This is a genomic window from Sphingomonas japonica (assembly GCF_006346325.1).
GTDB lineage: Bacteria > Pseudomonadota > Alphaproteobacteria > Sphingomonadales > Sphingomonadaceae > Sphingomonas > Sphingomonas japonica.
Map to the genome: position 1 here is coordinate 2,058,544 of NZ_VDYR01000001.1, position 17,067 is coordinate 2,075,610.

Sequence of the window (17,067 nt, forward strand, 5' to 3'; positions counted from 1 at the left end):
ACTATTGTCAGACGTTACCAGATGGTGGTAGCGGAAGGACAAGGCGGGGCATCAAGCCACCGCCAATGCGCCGGGTGCCGTCAACGAGCGAGCCCGGCCATAGGAGGGGAGACGACATCATGGCTCAGGCCAGCCCGAACACGCGTCGATTGCTTTTCACGACCAGCCTTGCGGCACTGATGGTCGCATCTCCCGCTTTCGGTCAGACCGGAACGCAGACCGATCCCGCCGACCAGCAGCCTGTCCCGCCCCCTGCCGACGACAGCGAGTCGCAGGGCGCGGATATCATCGTCACCGGCTTTCGCGCATCGCTGAACAGCGCGCTCAACCAGAAGCGCAACGAAACCGCCGCGATCGACAGCATCGTCGCCGAGGACATCGGCAAATTCCCCGATTCGAACCTTGCCGAATCGATGCAGCGCATCCCGGGCGTAGCGCTGTCGCGCGGCGACGGCGGCGAAGGTCGCAACATCTCGGTTCGCGGCCTCGGCGCACAATTCACCCGCGTGCGCATCAACGGGATGGAAGGCGTGTCACAGGTCAGCGGTACCGACATCCGCGGCGGCGTCGCGGGGGGACGATCGTTCGATTTCGTGACCTTCCCGACCGAAATCTTCTCGTCGCTGTCGGTGCGCAAGACGACCTCGGCCGATGTGGAGGAAGGCTCGCTCGGCGCGACGGTGGACCTGCGCGCGCCAAAGCCGTTCGATACGACCAAGGACTTCAGCATCTCGGCCACCGCACGCGGCATCTACAACGACATCAGCAAGCAGGCCGATCCGCGGCTGTCCGCGCTGATATCGAAGAAGTTCGGCGACACCTTCGGCGTGCTCGGCAGCATCGCCTATTCGCGAAGGCACATCGAGGAATATGCCTATTCCGCGGTCGACATCCTGCCGACCTATGTCGCGGGCCAGGCTCAGTCGGTGACGTTGCCGGGGCAGACCACCCCGACCAGCATCATCTTCCCGTTCTGCACCCCCGTCGGATACACCTACCAGGGCGTGCCGGTGACCAGCCCTGCGCCCGGTTTCGCCAACAGCGGCAATCCGGTCGGTGCCGATGCCAATAACTGCAGCACCGGAAACCCGCGCACCAGCACCCAGGAGGCCTATGACTATATCATGAGCCGCACCGGCGTATCGGGACGGCCGGGGGGCGGAGTTTTCCTCCCGCGACTGCCGCGACCGGCCAAGTCGAGCCAGGACCAGGAGCGCCTGGCCGGAACGCTGACGCTGCAATGGAAGCCCAGCGACCGCACCGACATCTCGCTCGACGGCCTGTACGCCCGGTTCAAGGTCGACCGGCTCGACACCTATCTCGACGCGCGCTCGATGGGTCGTACCGCTTCGAACAACGGCCAGCCGATGATGTCGATCAAGGATATCGAGGTCGACGACAACGGATCGCTGATCTACGGACTTTGGGACGGCGTCGACCTGCGATCGGAAATGCAGGACGAGCAGTTCACCTCGACCTTCCGCCAGGTGAACCTCAATATCGACCATCGCTTCAGCGATACGTTCCGCGTGTACGGCATGGCCGGGCTGTCGGACTCGATCCTTCAGGTCAACCGGCTGCAGGTGGCGATGGATTCCAACGACACCGACGATTTCTCGATCGATTTCCGCGACAATCCCGATATCCCGACGCTGGGCTACGGCGTCGACCTGACCGACCCGTCGATCTTCTCCTATGGACCACCGCTTCCCGACGGGAACCAGCGCGGTCAGATCTCCAGCTTCGACCGTCGCAATTCGATCCTCAGCCAGACGTTCGAACTGAATACCGAATGGGAAGCGGCACCGGGCTTCATCGTGGTCGCCGGAGGGCAGTATCGTACCGGCGAATATACCCAGCGCACGCGCGACCTGATCCCCAGCCAGCGGTTGCCGCTGACATTGCCGGCCGGCGTTTCGCTGAGCGACCTGACGTTCGTCACCACCGGCGTCTCCGACAATTTCGGCGGGGCCATGCAGGACTTTGCCGCGATCGATCCCGACAAGTTCCGCGAAGCGGTCGGCTTCGACGCCAATTATCAATATTGCGGCATCGAATGCGGCAGCGGCTATGGCCGCGTCGACGAGACCTACAAGTCGGGCTATCTGATGGTGAAGTTCGACACCGAACAGACCCTTCCGCTCGCAATCCGCGGCGATGCCGGCGTCCGCTACGTCCATACCGACCTGCAGACCGAAGGCACGATCCCCAACGCCGCGCCGGCCGGATCGGAATTTCCCACGGTCGGCATCATCTCGACCGTGGATCGTACCTACGAAGACTGGCTTCCCTCGGCGAATGTCGCGATCGATCTGACGCCGAACCTGATCGCACGCCTTGCCGCAGCTCGGGTCATGTCGCGTCCGGCCTATAGCCAGCTCATTCCCAGCGGCAGCGCCAACATCGCGATCCGCACCGGATCGTTCAGCAACCCGTTTCTCGACCCGATCCGGGCCAACACCTTCGATGCGGCGCTTGAATGGTATTTCGCACCCGGCTCGCTGATCTCGATCGCGTATTTCCACAAGGACATCGAAACCTATATCCAGAACACCACCCAGCTGGTGCCGTTCCGCGATCTCGGGCTGCCCGACACCTTGCTGCTCGACAGCAACGCGACCCCGGACGAGCTGTTCAACGTGTCGCGCAGCAACAACACGCCGGGTGGTCCGCTGCGCGGTTTCGAGGTCAACGTGCAGTTGCCGTTTACCTTCCTGCCTGGCTTCCTCAGCAACTTTGGCGCGCTTGGGAACTTCACGCGGGTGCGGTCGGACATCGACTATATCCTGCAAACCGATCCGGTCAGCGGCGCGCCGACCCTGACGCGCACCGCACCGCTGGTGGGCCTGTCGCCGGAAACGGCCAGCGGAACGCTTTATTACGAAGACGAGCGCTTCAGCATCCGCTCGACCGTCAATTACCGCGCGGGCTTCCTCACCGGCATTCCCGGCCCGACCGACAGCGATGCCAACGGCAATGCCAGCTCGGTGTTCATCGATGCGTCGGCTTCGTACAATCTGACCGAGAACATCAAGCTGATCGCCGAAGTGTCGAACATCACCAACGAGACCAATCGGCTGTACACCGACACGGTGCGGCAGGACCCGCTTTACACCGCATATTTCGGACGTACCTACGCTCTGGCAGTCAATTTCCAGTTCTGAATGTTGCCCCCCGCCGTGGGTGTCGATGCCCCCTTCCCCGATCGACACCCACGGCCCCCACGAACGATCGATCGAGGTGCGCTTCCCCGTGTTGATGACTCAGACGATGCGCTGGTTCGGTCCCGACGATCCGGTATCCCTGCGCGGCATCCGGCAGGCGGGCGCGAGCGAGGTCGTAACGGCACTGCACGAAGTCGCGAACGGCAAGGCGTGGGCGCGCGAGGCGATCGCGGCACGCAAGGCGGAGATCGAAAGCGCGGGGCTCGGCTGGAACGTGGTCGAGAGCCTGCCCGTCCACGAAGCGATCAAGACCCGCGGTCCTGACTGGCACCAGTTGATCGATCGGTACCTGGAAAGTGTCGCCAATCTGGCGGCATGCGGCATCCGCACCATCACCTACAATTTCATGCCCGTGCTCGACTGGACGCGCACCGATCTCGAATGGGCGATGCCCGACGGAGCATTAGCGCTGCGCTTCGAGCTCGAGGCCGTGGCGGCGTACGATCTGCACATTCTGCGTCGCCCCGGTGCCGAGCGCGATTATGCGCCGGCCCTGCTCGACCGCGCCGAGCGCCGCTTCCACGCGATGTCGCAGCAACAGCGCCATCAGCTCGAACGCACGATCATCGCCGGACTGCCGGGCAGCGAGGAGACGTTCACCACCGAACGCTTTCGCGACGCGCTGGCACAATATGACGATGTCGATGCCGCCACGCTGCGCGCCAACCACATCGCCTTCCTCGACGCGGTGTGCCCGGTGGCGGACGAGCTTGGCGTGCAATTGGTAGTCCACCCCGACGATCCGCCGTTTCCGCTGTTCGGCCTACCGCGCGTCGTGAGTACCGAGCAGGACATGACCGATCTGTTCGAGCGCGTGCCCAACCAATCGAACGGGCTGTGCTTTTGCGCAGGATCGTTCGGCGTCCGTGCCGACAACGACCTGGCCGGAATGATCGACCGGCTCGGCGACCGGATCGGCTTCCTCCACCTGCGCTCCGTACAGCAAGAGGCCGATGGCGACTTTCACGAAGCCGCCCATCTTGAAGGCAGCGCGAACATGGTACGGCTGGTCGCCGCGATCCATCGCCTGCAGCAGCGCGAAGGCCGTTCGATCCCGATGCGTCCCGATCATGGCCATCAGATGATGGACGACCTGTCGAAGCGGTCGCTGCCCGGCTATTCGCTGATCGGCCGGATGCGCGGCCTTGCCGAATTGCGCGGACTGGAACGCGGGATCGCGCACGCCGCCGGTGGCCCGGCTTGACCGAGATCGGCGTCACCGACGGGGCCACGGGCAGGCGTCTGGCCGGTACCAATGCAGTTTGGGGAGCGTGAGCGTGGATGAGACCGACAAGGCGGCGCCGCGCGCCGGCGGCAATGTGCGCTGGATCATCTGCGCGCTGCTATTCTTCGCCACGACGATCAACTATATCGACCGGCAGATCATCGGCATCCTGAAACCCACGTTGCAGGACGAACTCGGCTGGTCCGAGATCGATTACGGCATGATCGTATTCTGGTTCCAGGCGGCCTATGCGATCGGGCTGCTGGCCTGCGGGCCGGTCATCGACCGCATCGGATCCAAGCTCGGCTACGCCGCCGCGGTGACGCTGTGGAGCTTCGCGGCGATGGCGCATGCGCTGGTCCGCGCCCCGGGCGGGTTCGCGATGGCGCGCTTTGCCTTGGGGCTGGGCGAGGCCGCGAACTTCCCGACCGCGATCAAGTCGGTCGCCGAATGGTTTCCCAAGAAGGAACGCGCGCTTGCCGCCGGCATCCTCAACGCCGGCGCCAATGTCGGTGCGATCGCGACGCCGATCCTGGTGCCCATCATCACCATCCACTATGGCTGGCGGGCGGCGTTCATCGTCACCGGCGGACTGGGATTCCTGTGGCTTGCCGCGTGGCTTCTCTTTTACCGCTCGCCGGCGAAGCACCCTCGCGTATCGCCGCAGGAACTGGCCTATATCAATTCGGACGTCGCCGCCGAGGACACCGCGCCGACAATCCCGTGGCGCAAGCTGTTTCGATACCGCGGAACCTGGGCATTCGTCGTCGCCAAGTTCCTGACCGATCCGGTGTGGTATCTGTTCCTGTTCTGGCTGCCGGATTTCTTCGCCAAACGGCACGGCCTCGACCTGATGAGCTTCGGTCCGCCGCTGATCGCGGTGTATCTGATGGCGGATGTCGGCAGCATCGGCGGCGGCTGGCTGTCATCGGCGCTGATCAAGCGCGGGTATGGCGTCAATGCCGGGCGCAAGCTGGCGCTGCTGGCATGCGCGGTTGCAGTCATGCCGATCTTCTTTGCCAGCGCGGTGTCGAGCCTGATCGCCGCGGTCGCGATCATCGGCGTCGCCGCCGCTGCGCACCAGGGCTGGTCGTCGAACCTCTACACGATGGTCTCGGATACGTTTCCGCGCAGTTCGGTGGCGTCGGTGATGGGCATCGGCGGCGCGGCCGGCGCGGTCGGCGGGATGATCATGGCCGCCTATGTCGGGCAGGTGCTCGAAACCGTGGGCAGCTATTGGCCGGTATTCCTGTGGGCGGGAAGCGCCTACATCGTCGCGCTGGGGCTGGTGCACCTGCTCGTGCCCTATCTGGACACGGCGGTCGCCGCCGATGGCCGGGACGTGTGACCTCCCAACCGGAGTTACCAGCTTGCCGTCGGAGAGGATTTCTGGCGGACCGATGCTATTGCGACGGCCTGTGCCGCCCTGCATAAGAGGCGGCAGTTCCGATTGCGACGGATCTGCCGGTGCACCAGCGATGGGATCGACGATCCCTAATCAATGGCCTCCGCGGATCGTCGAATTCTTCTTATATAGGGATCCGCCAATGCGTTTGCTCGCCTGCTGCCTCTGGATGTCGATGATCGCAGCCACGGCGGTCGCGCAACAGCGGCCCGCAGTGACGGCAGCCGACTATACCCGCGCGACGCGTCAACTGAGTCCGTGGACAGCACCGCTGGTCGACCATGCGGTGCGAAACGCACATTGGATAGATGCCCGGCGCTTCTGGTACGTGGATATCAGCCACGGGGTGCCGACCATCATCATGGGCGACGCGGCCAAGGGAACGAAGGCGCCCGCTTTCGAAACGGCAGCGTTGCTCACGTCGCTGAACGCCGCCGGGCTCAAGGAGCGGGACGCGACGAAGCTGCGCTTCGAGAAGCTGGAGCCGGATCCCGCCAACAGCAGCGCGAGCGTGTCTGTAGGCGGGGAGCGGTTTCAATGCGCGCTCGCCCAGCCCTATGGGTGCCGGAAACTGGCTGCGCCGCACGCCGGGCAGCCATCCTCCCCGGCGCAAGGCCCGCAAGCGGCCGCGATTCCCTCCCCGGACGGCAAGCGCGCTGTGTTCCTGCGCGATTGGAATTTGTGGGTGCGGGACGTGAGCACCGGGATGGAGCGGCAGCTGACGACCGATGGCGTAAAGGATTTCGGCTACGCGACGGATAATGCGGGTTGGAAGCATTCGGATCAGGCGATCGTGATCTGGTCACCCGACTCAAGGAAAGTCGCGACGTTCCAGCAGGATCAGCGCGCGGTGGCCGACTTCACGACCACGACGACGCAGGTCGGCCATTCGGTGACGGATACGTGGAAATATCCGTTCGTCGGTGACAAGGAGATCATCCAGATCCAGCGCGTCATCGTCGATGTGGACGACGGCCAGGTCGTCCGCTTGAAGATGCCACCGGAACCGCATCGCTCTTCGCTGTGCGACGATGTAGTGTGCGGCGAAGGTCCACAGGACATGCAATGGGCGAAGGACAGCGGGACGCTTGCGTTCGTGTCCACCTCGCGCGACCACAAGGTGGAAACGGTGCGTATCGCCGATGCGACCACCGGGGCGGTGCGCGACGTTTTCGCAGAGACCGTGCCGACATGGTTCGACAGCGGATATAATGACGAGGGCATCAACTGGCGCTATCTGTCGGAGCGCGGCGAGATCCTGTGGTGGTCGCAGCGCGACGACTGGGGCCATTATTACCTGTACAGCGCCGATACCGGCAAGCTCTTGCGCCAGGTGACCCGCGGCAAGTGGAACGTCGACCACCCGGTCCACATTGACGAGCGCAGCGGGAACATGCTGGTTGCCGGGGTCGGGCGAGAGCCCGGCGTGGACCCATATTATCGCAGCATCTACGCAATCAACCTGAACGGCGGCACTCCCAGGCTGCTGACGCCCGAGCCGCAGGATCATATCGCGGTGCCGTCGAGCGACGGAAGCTATTTCGTCGACATCTACTCGACGCCGCAAGAGCCCCAGACCGCGGTGCTGCGGCGTTCGGACGGCACGGTGGTCCAAGCGCTGGCAAAGGGCGATCTGACGCGATTGCGGGCGACAGGCTGGCAGGCACCGGAGAACATCGCCGTCGCGTGCAGCGACGGCAAGACGCTGTGCCACGGTTTGCTCTTCAAGCCGGCGAGGCTGGATCCGCGGCAACGATATCCGGTGATCGACTATATCTATCCCGGGCCATTCATCGGTACGATTTCCTCCCGGCAGTTCTCCGCATCACGGGGTGACGCGGGTGCGCTGGCCGAGCTGGGCTTCGCAGTCGTTCATATCGACGGCATGGGAACGCCGCGACGGTCCAAGGCCTTTCAGGACCATTATTTTCGCGACATGGGCAGGCAGGCGGTGCCCGATCAGGTCACCGGGATAAAGGATCTGGCCACGCGATATGCCTGGATGGACACCGATCGTGTCGGCATCTGGGGGCATTCGGGCGGCGGCAATGCGACTGCGGCAGCGATGTTCCGCTATCCCGATTTCTTCAAGGTGGGGATCGCCGAGAGCGGAAATCACGATAACCGCAACTATGAGGACGATTATTACGAGAAATATCTCGGCCTGCTGGAAACCGACGGCAAGACGACGAACTACGATCTCCAGGCCAATCAGGATTTCGCAAAGAATCTGAAAGGCAAGCTACTGCTGGCTCACGGGATCCTGGATGACAATGTCCCGGTTTCATCGACCTTGCTGGTCGTCGATGCGCTGCAAAAGGCGAACAAGGATTTCGATCTTGTCCTGTTTCCGCGAGCACGCCACGGCTATGGCGACATGGGCAGCTACATGATGCGGCGTCGTTGGGACTATTTCGTCGAGAACCTGATGGGAGCGACGCCGCCGAAGGAGTTCGAAATCGCGGGGCCGGCGGCCACGATGTGATTGTCGGTGGGGTTCTGGCCGACGGCTCCTATCTCTCCAGCACGCCGAAACGCCACACCGTCATGCTCTCGAAGCGTTCGTCGGGGCGAAGCACGGTCGACGGGAACGCCGGGTGGTTCGGGCTGTCCGCGAAATGCTGCGTTTCGAGTGCGACGCCCGCACGCTTGATTAGTGGCCCGGCGCTCCCCGCCTCGCTGCCGTCCATATGCTCGGCGGTATAGACCTGAATGCTCGGTTCGGTGGTTTCGATCGTCAACATCCTGCCGCTGACGGGGTCGGTCAGCACCGCAACACCGCGGGGTGCTTCGGTCACCCCGCCGCGCAACACCCATCCGTGGTCATAGCCGGAAAGCGGTTTGATCGCTCGGTCGGTGACGTCGATGCGCGCGCCGATCGCCTGTGGGTCGCGAAAATCGAATGGAGTTCCCGAAACCCCAGCCAGCGCGCCGGTCGGAATGCCGCCGTCACGCGTCACCACCATCTGGTCCGCGGCGATGCGGAGCACATGATCCTCGATGGTCCCCGACCCCGCCCCGGCCAGGTTGAAATAGGCATGGTTCGTCAGGTTCACGACCGTCGGCGCGTCGGTGGTCGCGCTGATTTCGGTGGTGAGTGCATCGTCGTCGGACAGCCGATAGACGACCGTGATCGTCAGCCGTCCCGGAAAGCCTTGAGCGCCCGCCGGCGAAACGTGGCGCAGCACCGCGCCCACTCCGCGCTGGTCGGAAAATTCGCGCACGCTCCAGATTGCACGGTCGGGCCCCTGCCCGCCCCCGCCATGGAGCGCGTTCGGACCATTGTTGGGCTCGAGCGCGACGGTCCGCCCGCCGAGCGGAAAGCGAGCGTCGGCGATCCGTCCGGCATAGCGTCCGACGATCGAGCCGAACCAATTGCCCTGGCTGCCGCGGCGATAGTCGCTTTCGCGCGGGTAGCTCAGCACCACGTTCGCGTTGCTGCCCTCGCGGTCGGGGACTTCGACCGCGGTCACCGTGGCACCATAGTTCAGGAAGCGCACCCGCGTGCCGTTCGCGTTCTGCAGCACATATTCGCGAATGGCGGGATCGTCATCGACGATGCCGCCCGCGACCTGCGCATGGGCGGCGGAGGCTACCATCGGGGCGACGACCGCCCACGGAATGACACGGAGCGTCCTCACCGCTTCGCGCCCGCATATTTGCGATCGGCCGCGAGCGCGAGGAACATGAAGTTCGTTGCTCCGCCGCCCATGACATACTCGCCCTGTTGCCAGAAATATGGCCAGGTCTTGAGCTCCGGCAAATCCGGTCGCACCAGGTTCGTACCCGAAATCACCCCGCCGGGAATATAGGACCAGTCGGCGCGGTTGACCCCATAGGCGACCAATGCCGACTCCGCGCCTACCCCGCTGACGAAACTCGCGCGGTTCTCTCCCGGATGCGCGCCGAGCACGAAGTTCAGCGCGCTGAGCCAACTGCCTTCGTCGGTCGCATCGGGCCAGCCCTTGTCGAAGAACCATTGCTGCACTCCGCGCTCCTGGATGTCCCAGCCGGCGCCCCAGATCTTGGGCACATAGGGGATGCCATAGGGGCTGTCGGTCTTCGCGCTCGCCTGCACCGAACGCTGATAGGCCGCCACCGCGGCATCGACCCTGTCGCGCATCGCCGCAGAGAGATCGCCGCGGATCGACGCCAGCATCCACGCGGTTTCGCCCGGCTTGGCAACGATGGCGTCGGTCAGATCGGCCAAGGCGGCAAAATATTCCCGGTCGCCCGTCGCCTGTGCCAGTTCGGCCAGCGCGAACACCTTGTTCGGCACAGTCTTAGCCCGCGCGAGCGCGTTGCCGGCGATTGCCCTTGCCGCCGCCAGCGCCTCTGCCGACAAGGCGGGATTGTCGCGCTTCAGCACGCGAGCAGCGGCGGCGAGCCCGGCGGCGGTGTAGAGTTCGCGATCGGGGTTATCCTCGGTGAAGACCCAGCGATCGTCGAACTCGACAGGTGTGCCGTTGGCGTCGACGCCCAGCCCGGCAACCGGCTTGCGGAACGCGTTATCGCTATGGTTCGCCGCGTCCCCCAGCATCGCGTAGGACCGCAGATCGGGAGTGATGATCCCGCGATATAGTCGTCCCAGCGCGCGGTAGCCGCCGAGCACGCTGGCGAGACCGTGCTCGATCTGCTGGATCGCATCGTTCCTGCCATCGGGATCGCGTATCTCGACCGATTTCGCGGCGGCGTCGATGCGCGTCGCATCATAATCGAGGCCGAATTCCTCGACCATCTTGGCCAGCACCCAGACCGTGCCGATCTGTGACTCGACGCGAAGATCATAGTCGCCCGCATCATGCCAGCCCCCGGTGTCGAGCCCCGGCACGATGTCCCCCGGCGCGAACCGGCTCATCGTCTGCGCCCCTTGCGCATAGCCATCGAAATGGTTGAGGTCGGTGCGGGCCATCAGGGCGTCGTCCTGATGATCGAGGCCGTGCCATACGCGATATTTTTCGCGCACCAGCATATGGCACATCTGCACCGGCAAGAATGTCTCGAGCGTCGGCTGCCACACGCCGCGCGAATAGACGTCGTCGCCGATCCGGAACGCATTGGTCTCGGTCCCGCCATAGGCCAGAACGTACATTCCGGGGGTGGTAACGTCGGAAAAGTCGAAGGTGCGATAGCGATAGCGCAGGAAATTTCCCCACTGCGCCGCCGGCCCCGTCTTGATTGCTTCGCGGCCTGCCGAGGTGAGCCGATAGAGCGTCGCTATCGCTTCATCCTCGTCGGCGCGGCCGTCGAGTTCGATGACCGCCCTCTTTGGCTGCGCGGACGCGTAACCGACCTGGCTGACCTGGACGACGGGCGCATAGGTCCAGCCGGGGATCGTGTTGGGCCGCACGACCCACGACACCGCATTGGTGGTGGCCCCCGCCGCCACCGTCTCGCGCGCGATGTACCAGCCATTGTTATGCGCCGACCGCCCGTCGAGCAGCGTGATCGTTCCGGTCTCGCTGAGGATCGTCATGCGCTGGCGATCGCTTTCGGGTGCCACCACCAGGCTGCGTCCGGTGCCAAGCGGCACGCCCAGGATCTGGCCGTTGGGATTCTGCACCGGTCCGTTGGGCTGCGAGTTGCGCGGGACCGGCACCTGCGGCCCGGTCGATGCCTCAACCGGGCCATTGGGCTGACGCGGGAACGTGCCGCCCTGGTCGCCCATCACCCAGGAGCGTCCGAACAGATGCTGCGGGAACAGCTCGAGATTGAATCCCACGCGGCCGACCCACTCGGCCGGTACCGGCCGATCCATGTCGACACGGACGCGGAAGCCGCCCCCCGGCTCTGGAGCGACGCGAACTTTGTACGACAGATCCAGATCGGGGTAGAAGATCGGATTGAAGCCTTTTCCGTTCTTGTCGGGATCAGGAAAGGAAAGCGCCTGCGTGATCGTGCCGGTCGCCGGATCGGTCCTGCGCTCGTCCCCCTTGGGCATCGGCGACCATTGACCGGGCTCTGCCTCCAAGCGGATATCGCCATTGGCCGCGACGCGCAGGCCATGCTGGATCACCGTGACGCCGGTCTGGTGGCCATCGGGATAGATATCGTCGAACACGATCACGTCGAGGCCGGGCCGGGTGAGGTAGCCGCGGTCCGACAGCGAGAGCTGCACATCCGCAGCATCGCGTCGGGCCGGCGTCGCCGGATCGCGGCCCGTCTGCTGCGCACTCGCCGGCACCGCCAGTGCAACCGCGGCCGCCATCGCTGTGAACCTGTATCCCCGCATCCCGTCTTCCTAGCTCCCCGGGCTTGCGCTTTGCTCCGGTGGTCGCCTCCACGGGTCGCAGTCAATCGGCAATCTTGTCAATGCGGTTGGCACCCGAACCGACATATGCAGCGCGAGAATATGTGTCCCTGCCCTTCGCATGGTGGGCGCACAGCACGTATCCGCTCCGATGATCGACGACCATCGAGCGCTGCCCGATCCGGTCGAGGTCGCGCGGGTCGAACAGGCGCAGCCAGTGCCGGCCCCTGGCGGGATGCAGCGGCCCGTGCCGCGCACTTATCCTTGTCGGAAGGCAGCGACACTGGCCGGCAGGGCAATCAACCGCTATCGGTGCGTCTCTAGCTGCGCCATCGCAGCGCTAGAAGCGGCGAAGATCGGAATGACCAAGGTTCTCATAGCGGAAGATGACCCTCTCACGCTCTCGGGTATCGAGATGCTGCTCGAGAATTCGAATTTCCAGGTGGTCGCGTCGGTGCGGACGGGAACTGCGGCGCTCGAGAAGCTGGCCACCGCGCGGCCGGAAATGCTCATTCTCGACAACGGTATGCCGGAGCGTTCGGGCCTCGACGTCCTGCGCACGATCCGCAGCCGCGGCGACGATCGGCCGGTCGTGCTCCTGACCGGCAGCATCAACGATCAGACATCGAAGGAAGCCTTGCAGCTCGCAGTCAATGGGCTGGTCATCAAGACTACCGCTCCGCGCGACCTGTTGGTCTGCCTGGAAACCGTCGTCCAGGGCAGGCGGTGGATCGATCAGGAAGTGATGCAGCGTGCCATGGACATGGCAATGGCGCCCGACGCGGTTCGCGATCCGATGGACGGCCTGAGCAGCCGTGAGCGCGCGGTAGCTGCACTCGTCCAGCGGGGGCTCCGCAACAAGGAGATCGCCTCCGAACTCGGCCTCACCGAGGGCACGGTGAAGGTCCACCTGCACAAGATTTTCGACAAGCTGGACGTGCGGAGCCGGACCGAGCTGATCCTGTTCGTCCAGGAGCGCGAATCCTGAACGCCTATATCCAACGACATAGCGGCTCCAGCCGGAGGTAAGCGTCGTTCTCGCCGACCGATGAATAGGTAAGCCGCCGCCATTCCTGCACTTAGCGTGCAGGTCGGCGGACAGGGGTTCGCCGCAGGGTGTGGCGAACGATGAACGGTTTTCGGTGGCTGGCGGTGATCGTGGCGATGGCGCTTTGCGCCGTCGCCTCGAACGCGTTTGCCCAGGTCACCGCCTATGCGCCCGGCCAGGGTCCGGTGAACAGCATTGCAGTCGGCATCGATGTGCGCGCATCGGTGCGCAGCCGCTGCGGGTTCGCCGCCGGCGGGGCACCGGTCGGCACGCTCCAGCAGGCAGATTTCGATCGCACCGGGTTCAGCAAGGACTTCGCCGTGGTGCTGAACTGCACCGGCGCGTCGCGCATCGCGGTCAGCTCGGTCAATGGGGCGCTTGCCACCGACACCAACAGCCCCGGGCTGGCCTCGCGCGCGCCCTATACCGTCGAACTGCGGATGGTGGCGGACAACGGAACCACCGCAACCGCCAGCTGCGCCGCGACGGGTCTCGCCGCAGGCGGCGGATGTTCGTTCGGGGGGACCGCCAGCACCACCAACGGCCTGCAGCTGGGGGCGGCATCGACCAAGGCGAACGGATCCTATCTGCGAGTGAGCGCACCCGCCTATGCCGGCGCGACCCCGTTGGCAGCGGGCCAATATGCCGATACCCTCACCATTACGGTCAGTGTCGTGCCATGAGCATATATTATTTACTTTTGGATCGATATGCCATGATCCACCATGATCGCTCGCAGCTTCATCCGAACCGGCTCAGCCCCTGGCGGGGCGCTGTTGCTCGCCATCCTTCTGGGTCTGCCGGTGAGCGCGGCGCATGCCGGGCCGACTGCGCGAGTGTCGGTTTCCGGCCATGTCGCGGCGCGGTGCTGGAGCGTTCGGCAGCCGAACCGCGTCCAAGCGGCAATCGCGATCGATCCGGCGGTGATGCGGGCGCGCTGTACCCTCGGACGGCCCCAGCTGGCGATGCGGACATTCGACATTGGCGCGCCGAATGTCGGGGCGGTTGCGCTCGACGGCAAGTCGCCAGCATCGCGCTCACCGCACATGGCGCTGGAGATCGTCGTATCGCCTCACCTCTGAGGAAGTACGTGCGTCAGCGCAGCATCTCCGGCGCTATACTTCTGGGAGCCACGGCATGGGCCTCACCCGCGGCGGCGCAGGTCCAGTTGTTTCCGACGTGCAGCGTGACCGGCGACGCGACGGCCCCAGTATCGATCACCTATGATCCGTTTTCGTCGACCGGCCTTTCGCAAGCGACGATCCCTCTGGTTCTGCGGCGAACACGCGGACTGCTGACCGCGCGAACCACGGAAGTCAGTCTGGTGCTGACGGTGCCGTCCGGATCGCCCGTCCTCGATGTCACCTATCAGGGCTATCGCGTGCTCTATGCCGAAGGTGCCACGGCCGGACGCCCGCGCGCCTTGAATTCAAGCGACGGAGGCGCCGGGGCGGCGGGAGAGATCCGCTACAATTTCGGGGGGCTGTCCGCTTCGGACGTATCGGCGCCGCTCAACCTGCGCGTGACCGTGCCGCCCGGCACCGATCTGTCGGCCGGACAGCCGATCGTGTTCGACATCCTCTATATCTGCTCGGGCGACGGCGGCATGCTCGATGTTCCCACACCGACACGCAACAACGGCGCGGTGCGGATCAACGTCAACACGGTAAGCGCGCTGCAGGCCTATTATGCCGGATCGGCGCTCGACTTCGGCGAACTGAGCGACGTGACGACGGCGACGGTGCTGGGCGCGCCGACGCGCTATACGACCGCCACGTCGAACAGCCTGCGCGTCAAGAGCTCGGGGCCATATGAAGTGCGGGTGCGGTCGCAGAACGACTTCCGGCTTACCTTTCCCGGTGGCAGCCTGACAGACGCGGCGCAGACGATCCGCTACAGCGCGCAGTTCCTGGGACAGGAAATCACGTCCAATACCTCGTTCGGCACGCGCAGCTGCGTCAGGGCAGGCGTCGGCGGCGCGTCGGGAACGCTTCCGATCCGCGCGACATTGAAGGAAGGCGGGTCGAACAAGACGCCCTCGTCCAACTATGGCGACATCGTCACCGTCACCTTTTCGCCGGTGGTGGCCAGTTCCGCGGCGCAGGCGTGCGCAGGTCTGTAGCAGCCGGCGATGCTATATCCTTGGATATAGGCGATCCGCCTGCAAGTTAGCTGCGTTTTTGCTATTCGCTAAATCGAGCGGGACGGCGCTTGCGGGCATATCCAAATCATCAGGCGGCCAACGGGGTCGTCGAAGGAGATTTGAGATGAAGAAGATCGTTTTGTCCGCTCTGTTCGCCGCCACCACCTTCGTCGCCGCTCCGGCGTTCGCACAGGTCAGCGGCACGGTCGACGTCACCGGAACCGTCGCCGCGCGCTGCAGCGCCATCACCCCGATCAGCGGCAGCATCACGCTGGGCGAGCTCGCCGCCGCCAGCGGCAAGGTCGATCCCGCGTTCGCCGGCAACACCGGTGGCCTCAGCCGCAACTTCACCATCCTGTGCAACGGCGCGAACCCGAAACTGTCGGTCAATGCCCGTCCGCTGGTGAACGCTGCCGCAACCGACTCTCCCAGCGGTTACACCAACACCGTCCACTACACCGCCACGCTCACGGCGATGGGCGCAAAGGGCGGCAGCACCAGCGTTGCCGACCAGTCGCTGAGCAGCGGCGCGACCACCGCGCAGGTCGGCGATCGCCTCGCCACGGTTGCGAACAACATCTCGCTGACCGTCGGCAGCGGCGCGACGGCGGAACCGACCGCAGTGCTCGACGCGGGCACCTATGCCGGCAACGTGGAAATCATCATCGCGCCAACCGCTTAACCGGGGGAAGCGACCGGCAGGGCTTCGGGGGGAGCTCTGCCGGTCGCTTTATCGTGTCATGGAGCAGCAAATGCTGACGGACATCGCCGCCGAACTGCGCACCCGGGCCCTGACCTCGCCGGACCAGGACACCGGCGATCTCATGTTCCTCGCCAGCGAATATGAGCGTTTGGCGCTCGAATTAGCAGAGCAAAAACAATCCGATACCGTTGCGATAACGCTTCCTAAATGAACCCATGCGATCCCGGTACACAAGGTCCGGCTGGCCGTATCCCCGCCCGATCCGTATCGCCAAGCCAGCAGGAGTAAGGCGCTTGAAGCTCAATCGCAGATCGCTGGTCGCAGCAATGGGGGCGTTGTTTGCAACCTTCGGCCTGTCCGCCGCGCTCTATGCGATGACCGTGCAGCCCGTCGTCCTCGACCTCACCACGTCCGGCCGCGGCATGAGCCAGGCGATCATTGTGGAGAACACGTTCGACCGCCCGCTGCCCGTCGAATTGCGCATCGAGACGCTGGACCTTACCGCCGACGGTGTGACCCCGACCGGAAAGGACAGCGGCGAGCTGGCGATCTTTCCGCCGCAGGCGTTGATCCAGCCGGGCCAGCGCCAGAGCTTTCGCGTCCAATATGTCGGCGATCCGGCGATCGCACGCAGCAAGCATTTCTTCGTGACCGTCGCCCAGCTTCCCGTCCAGCTCGCCGACGGCACGTCGAACATCCAGCTGCTGTATAATTTTCAGGTTCTCGTCAGCGTCTCGCCCGAAGGCGTCAAGCCATCCTTGTCGATCACCGGCACCGAGATCGCGCGCAACGATACGGGGGCTCCGGTGCCGGCAATCACCGTGGCGAATGCGACGGCGGCACATGGCTATCTCTCGCGCGGGCGTCTGCGCATCGTCCAGTATGACGCCGCCGGCAAGGAACTGTTCCGCAAGCAGCTGGCGGGGCCAGAGCTCCAGCAGACGATCGGCTATGGCCTGATCGGCGGCGGACAGACCCGCCGCGTTCTGCTCCCCCTCGTCCTTCCTCAGTCCGACGGCCGCGTCGAGGCACAGTTCACACCTGACGCCTGAGGACCAGGCGCGGTGCC

General features: G+C 64.7%; 13 protein-coding genes. 11 read left to right on the top strand and 2 right to left on the bottom strand.

Annotated features, from left to right (window positions below; genetic code table 11):
• The first annotated feature begins 119 nt into the window (after positions 1-119).
• The 4 genes from FHY50_RS10100 to FHY50_RS10115 all read left to right on the top strand — a co-directional run bounded on the left by FHY50_RS10100 (position 120) and on the right by FHY50_RS10115 (position 8,339).
• Entirely contained in the window at positions 120-3,164 is a 3,045-nt protein-coding gene (locus tag FHY50_RS10100; protein WP_140048308.1) for a TonB-dependent receptor, read from the top strand.
• A 25-nt stretch (positions 3,165-3,189) separates the two neighbouring features.
• On the top strand, positions 3,190-4,428 hold the full coding sequence (uxuA, locus tag FHY50_RS10105) for a mannonate dehydratase (protein WP_208402828.1): 1,239 nt from the start codon (positions 3,190-3,192) through the stop codon (positions 4,426-4,428).
• 73 nt (positions 4,429-4,501) lie between these two features.
• The gene (locus tag FHY50_RS10110) at positions 4,502-5,797 is read left to right on the top strand and encodes an MFS transporter (protein WP_140048309.1); all 1,296 of its coding nucleotides are present in this window, start codon (positions 4,502-4,504) and stop codon (positions 5,795-5,797) included.
• A gap of 232 nt (positions 5,798-6,029) precedes the next feature.
• A complete protein-coding gene (locus FHY50_RS10115) occupies positions 6,030-8,339 on the top strand; it encodes a S9 family peptidase (protein ID WP_244935337.1) in 2,310 nt (769 codons plus the stop codon).
• A gap of 28 nt (positions 8,340-8,367) precedes the next feature.
• Here FHY50_RS10115 and FHY50_RS10120 read toward each other — a convergent pair whose 3' ends face one another.
• Together FHY50_RS10120 and FHY50_RS10125 are read right to left on the bottom strand one after the other, a co-directional pair.
• On the bottom strand, positions 8,368-9,495 hold the full coding sequence (locus FHY50_RS10120) for an aldose epimerase family protein (protein ID WP_208402830.1): 1,128 nt from the start codon (positions 9,493-9,495) through the stop codon (positions 8,368-8,370).
• Positions 9,492-12,086, bottom strand: coding sequence for a cellulase N-terminal Ig-like domain-containing protein (locus FHY50_RS10125; RefSeq protein WP_218975208.1), 2,595 nt, complete (start codon positions 12,084-12,086; stop codon positions 9,492-9,494). The genes FHY50_RS10120 and FHY50_RS10125 overlap by 4 nt, the downstream gene beginning before the upstream one ends.
• Before the next feature lie 169 nt (positions 12,087-12,255).
• Here FHY50_RS10125 and FHY50_RS10130 point away from each other — a divergent pair, with 169 nt between their 5' ends.
• The 7 genes from FHY50_RS10130 to FHY50_RS10155 all read left to right on the top strand — a co-directional run bounded on the left by FHY50_RS10130 (position 12,256) and on the right by FHY50_RS10155 (position 17,050).
• Positions 12,256-13,092 carry a response regulator gene (locus FHY50_RS10130; protein ID WP_166745422.1) on the top strand — a complete coding sequence of 279 codons (837 nt, stop codon included), beginning with the start codon at positions 12,256-12,258 and terminating at the stop codon, positions 13,090-13,092.
• Positions 13,093-13,232: 140 nt separating this feature from the next.
• Positions 13,233-13,835, top strand: coding sequence for a hypothetical protein (locus FHY50_RS10135; protein WP_140048313.1), 603 nt, complete (start codon positions 13,233-13,235; stop codon positions 13,833-13,835).
• 42 nt (positions 13,836-13,877) lie between these two features.
• The gene (locus FHY50_RS10140; protein ID WP_140048314.1) at positions 13,878-14,234 is read left to right on the top strand and encodes a hypothetical protein; all 357 of its coding nucleotides are present in this window, start codon (positions 13,878-13,880) and stop codon (positions 14,232-14,234) included.
• A gap of 8 nt (positions 14,235-14,242) precedes the next feature.
• Entirely contained in the window at positions 14,243-15,274 is a 1,032-nt protein-coding gene (locus FHY50_RS10145) for a hypothetical protein (protein ID WP_140048315.1), read from the top strand.
• Positions 15,275-15,419: 145 nt separating this feature from the next.
• Positions 15,420-15,977, top strand: coding sequence for a hypothetical protein (locus FHY50_RS10150; RefSeq protein WP_140048316.1), 558 nt, complete (start codon positions 15,420-15,422; stop codon positions 15,975-15,977).
• A gap of 70 nt (positions 15,978-16,047) precedes the next feature.
• Complete coding sequence (locus FHY50_RS14230) at positions 16,048-16,209, top strand: hypothetical protein (RefSeq protein WP_166745423.1); 162 nt, start codon at positions 16,048-16,050, stop codon at positions 16,207-16,209.
• Between the two features lie 82 nt (positions 16,210-16,291).
• The gene (locus tag FHY50_RS10155; RefSeq protein ID WP_243846621.1) at positions 16,292-17,050 is read left to right on the top strand and encodes a fimbria/pilus periplasmic chaperone; all 759 of its coding nucleotides are present in this window, start codon (positions 16,292-16,294) and stop codon (positions 17,048-17,050) included.
• Positions 17,051-17,067 lie beyond the last annotated feature (17 nt).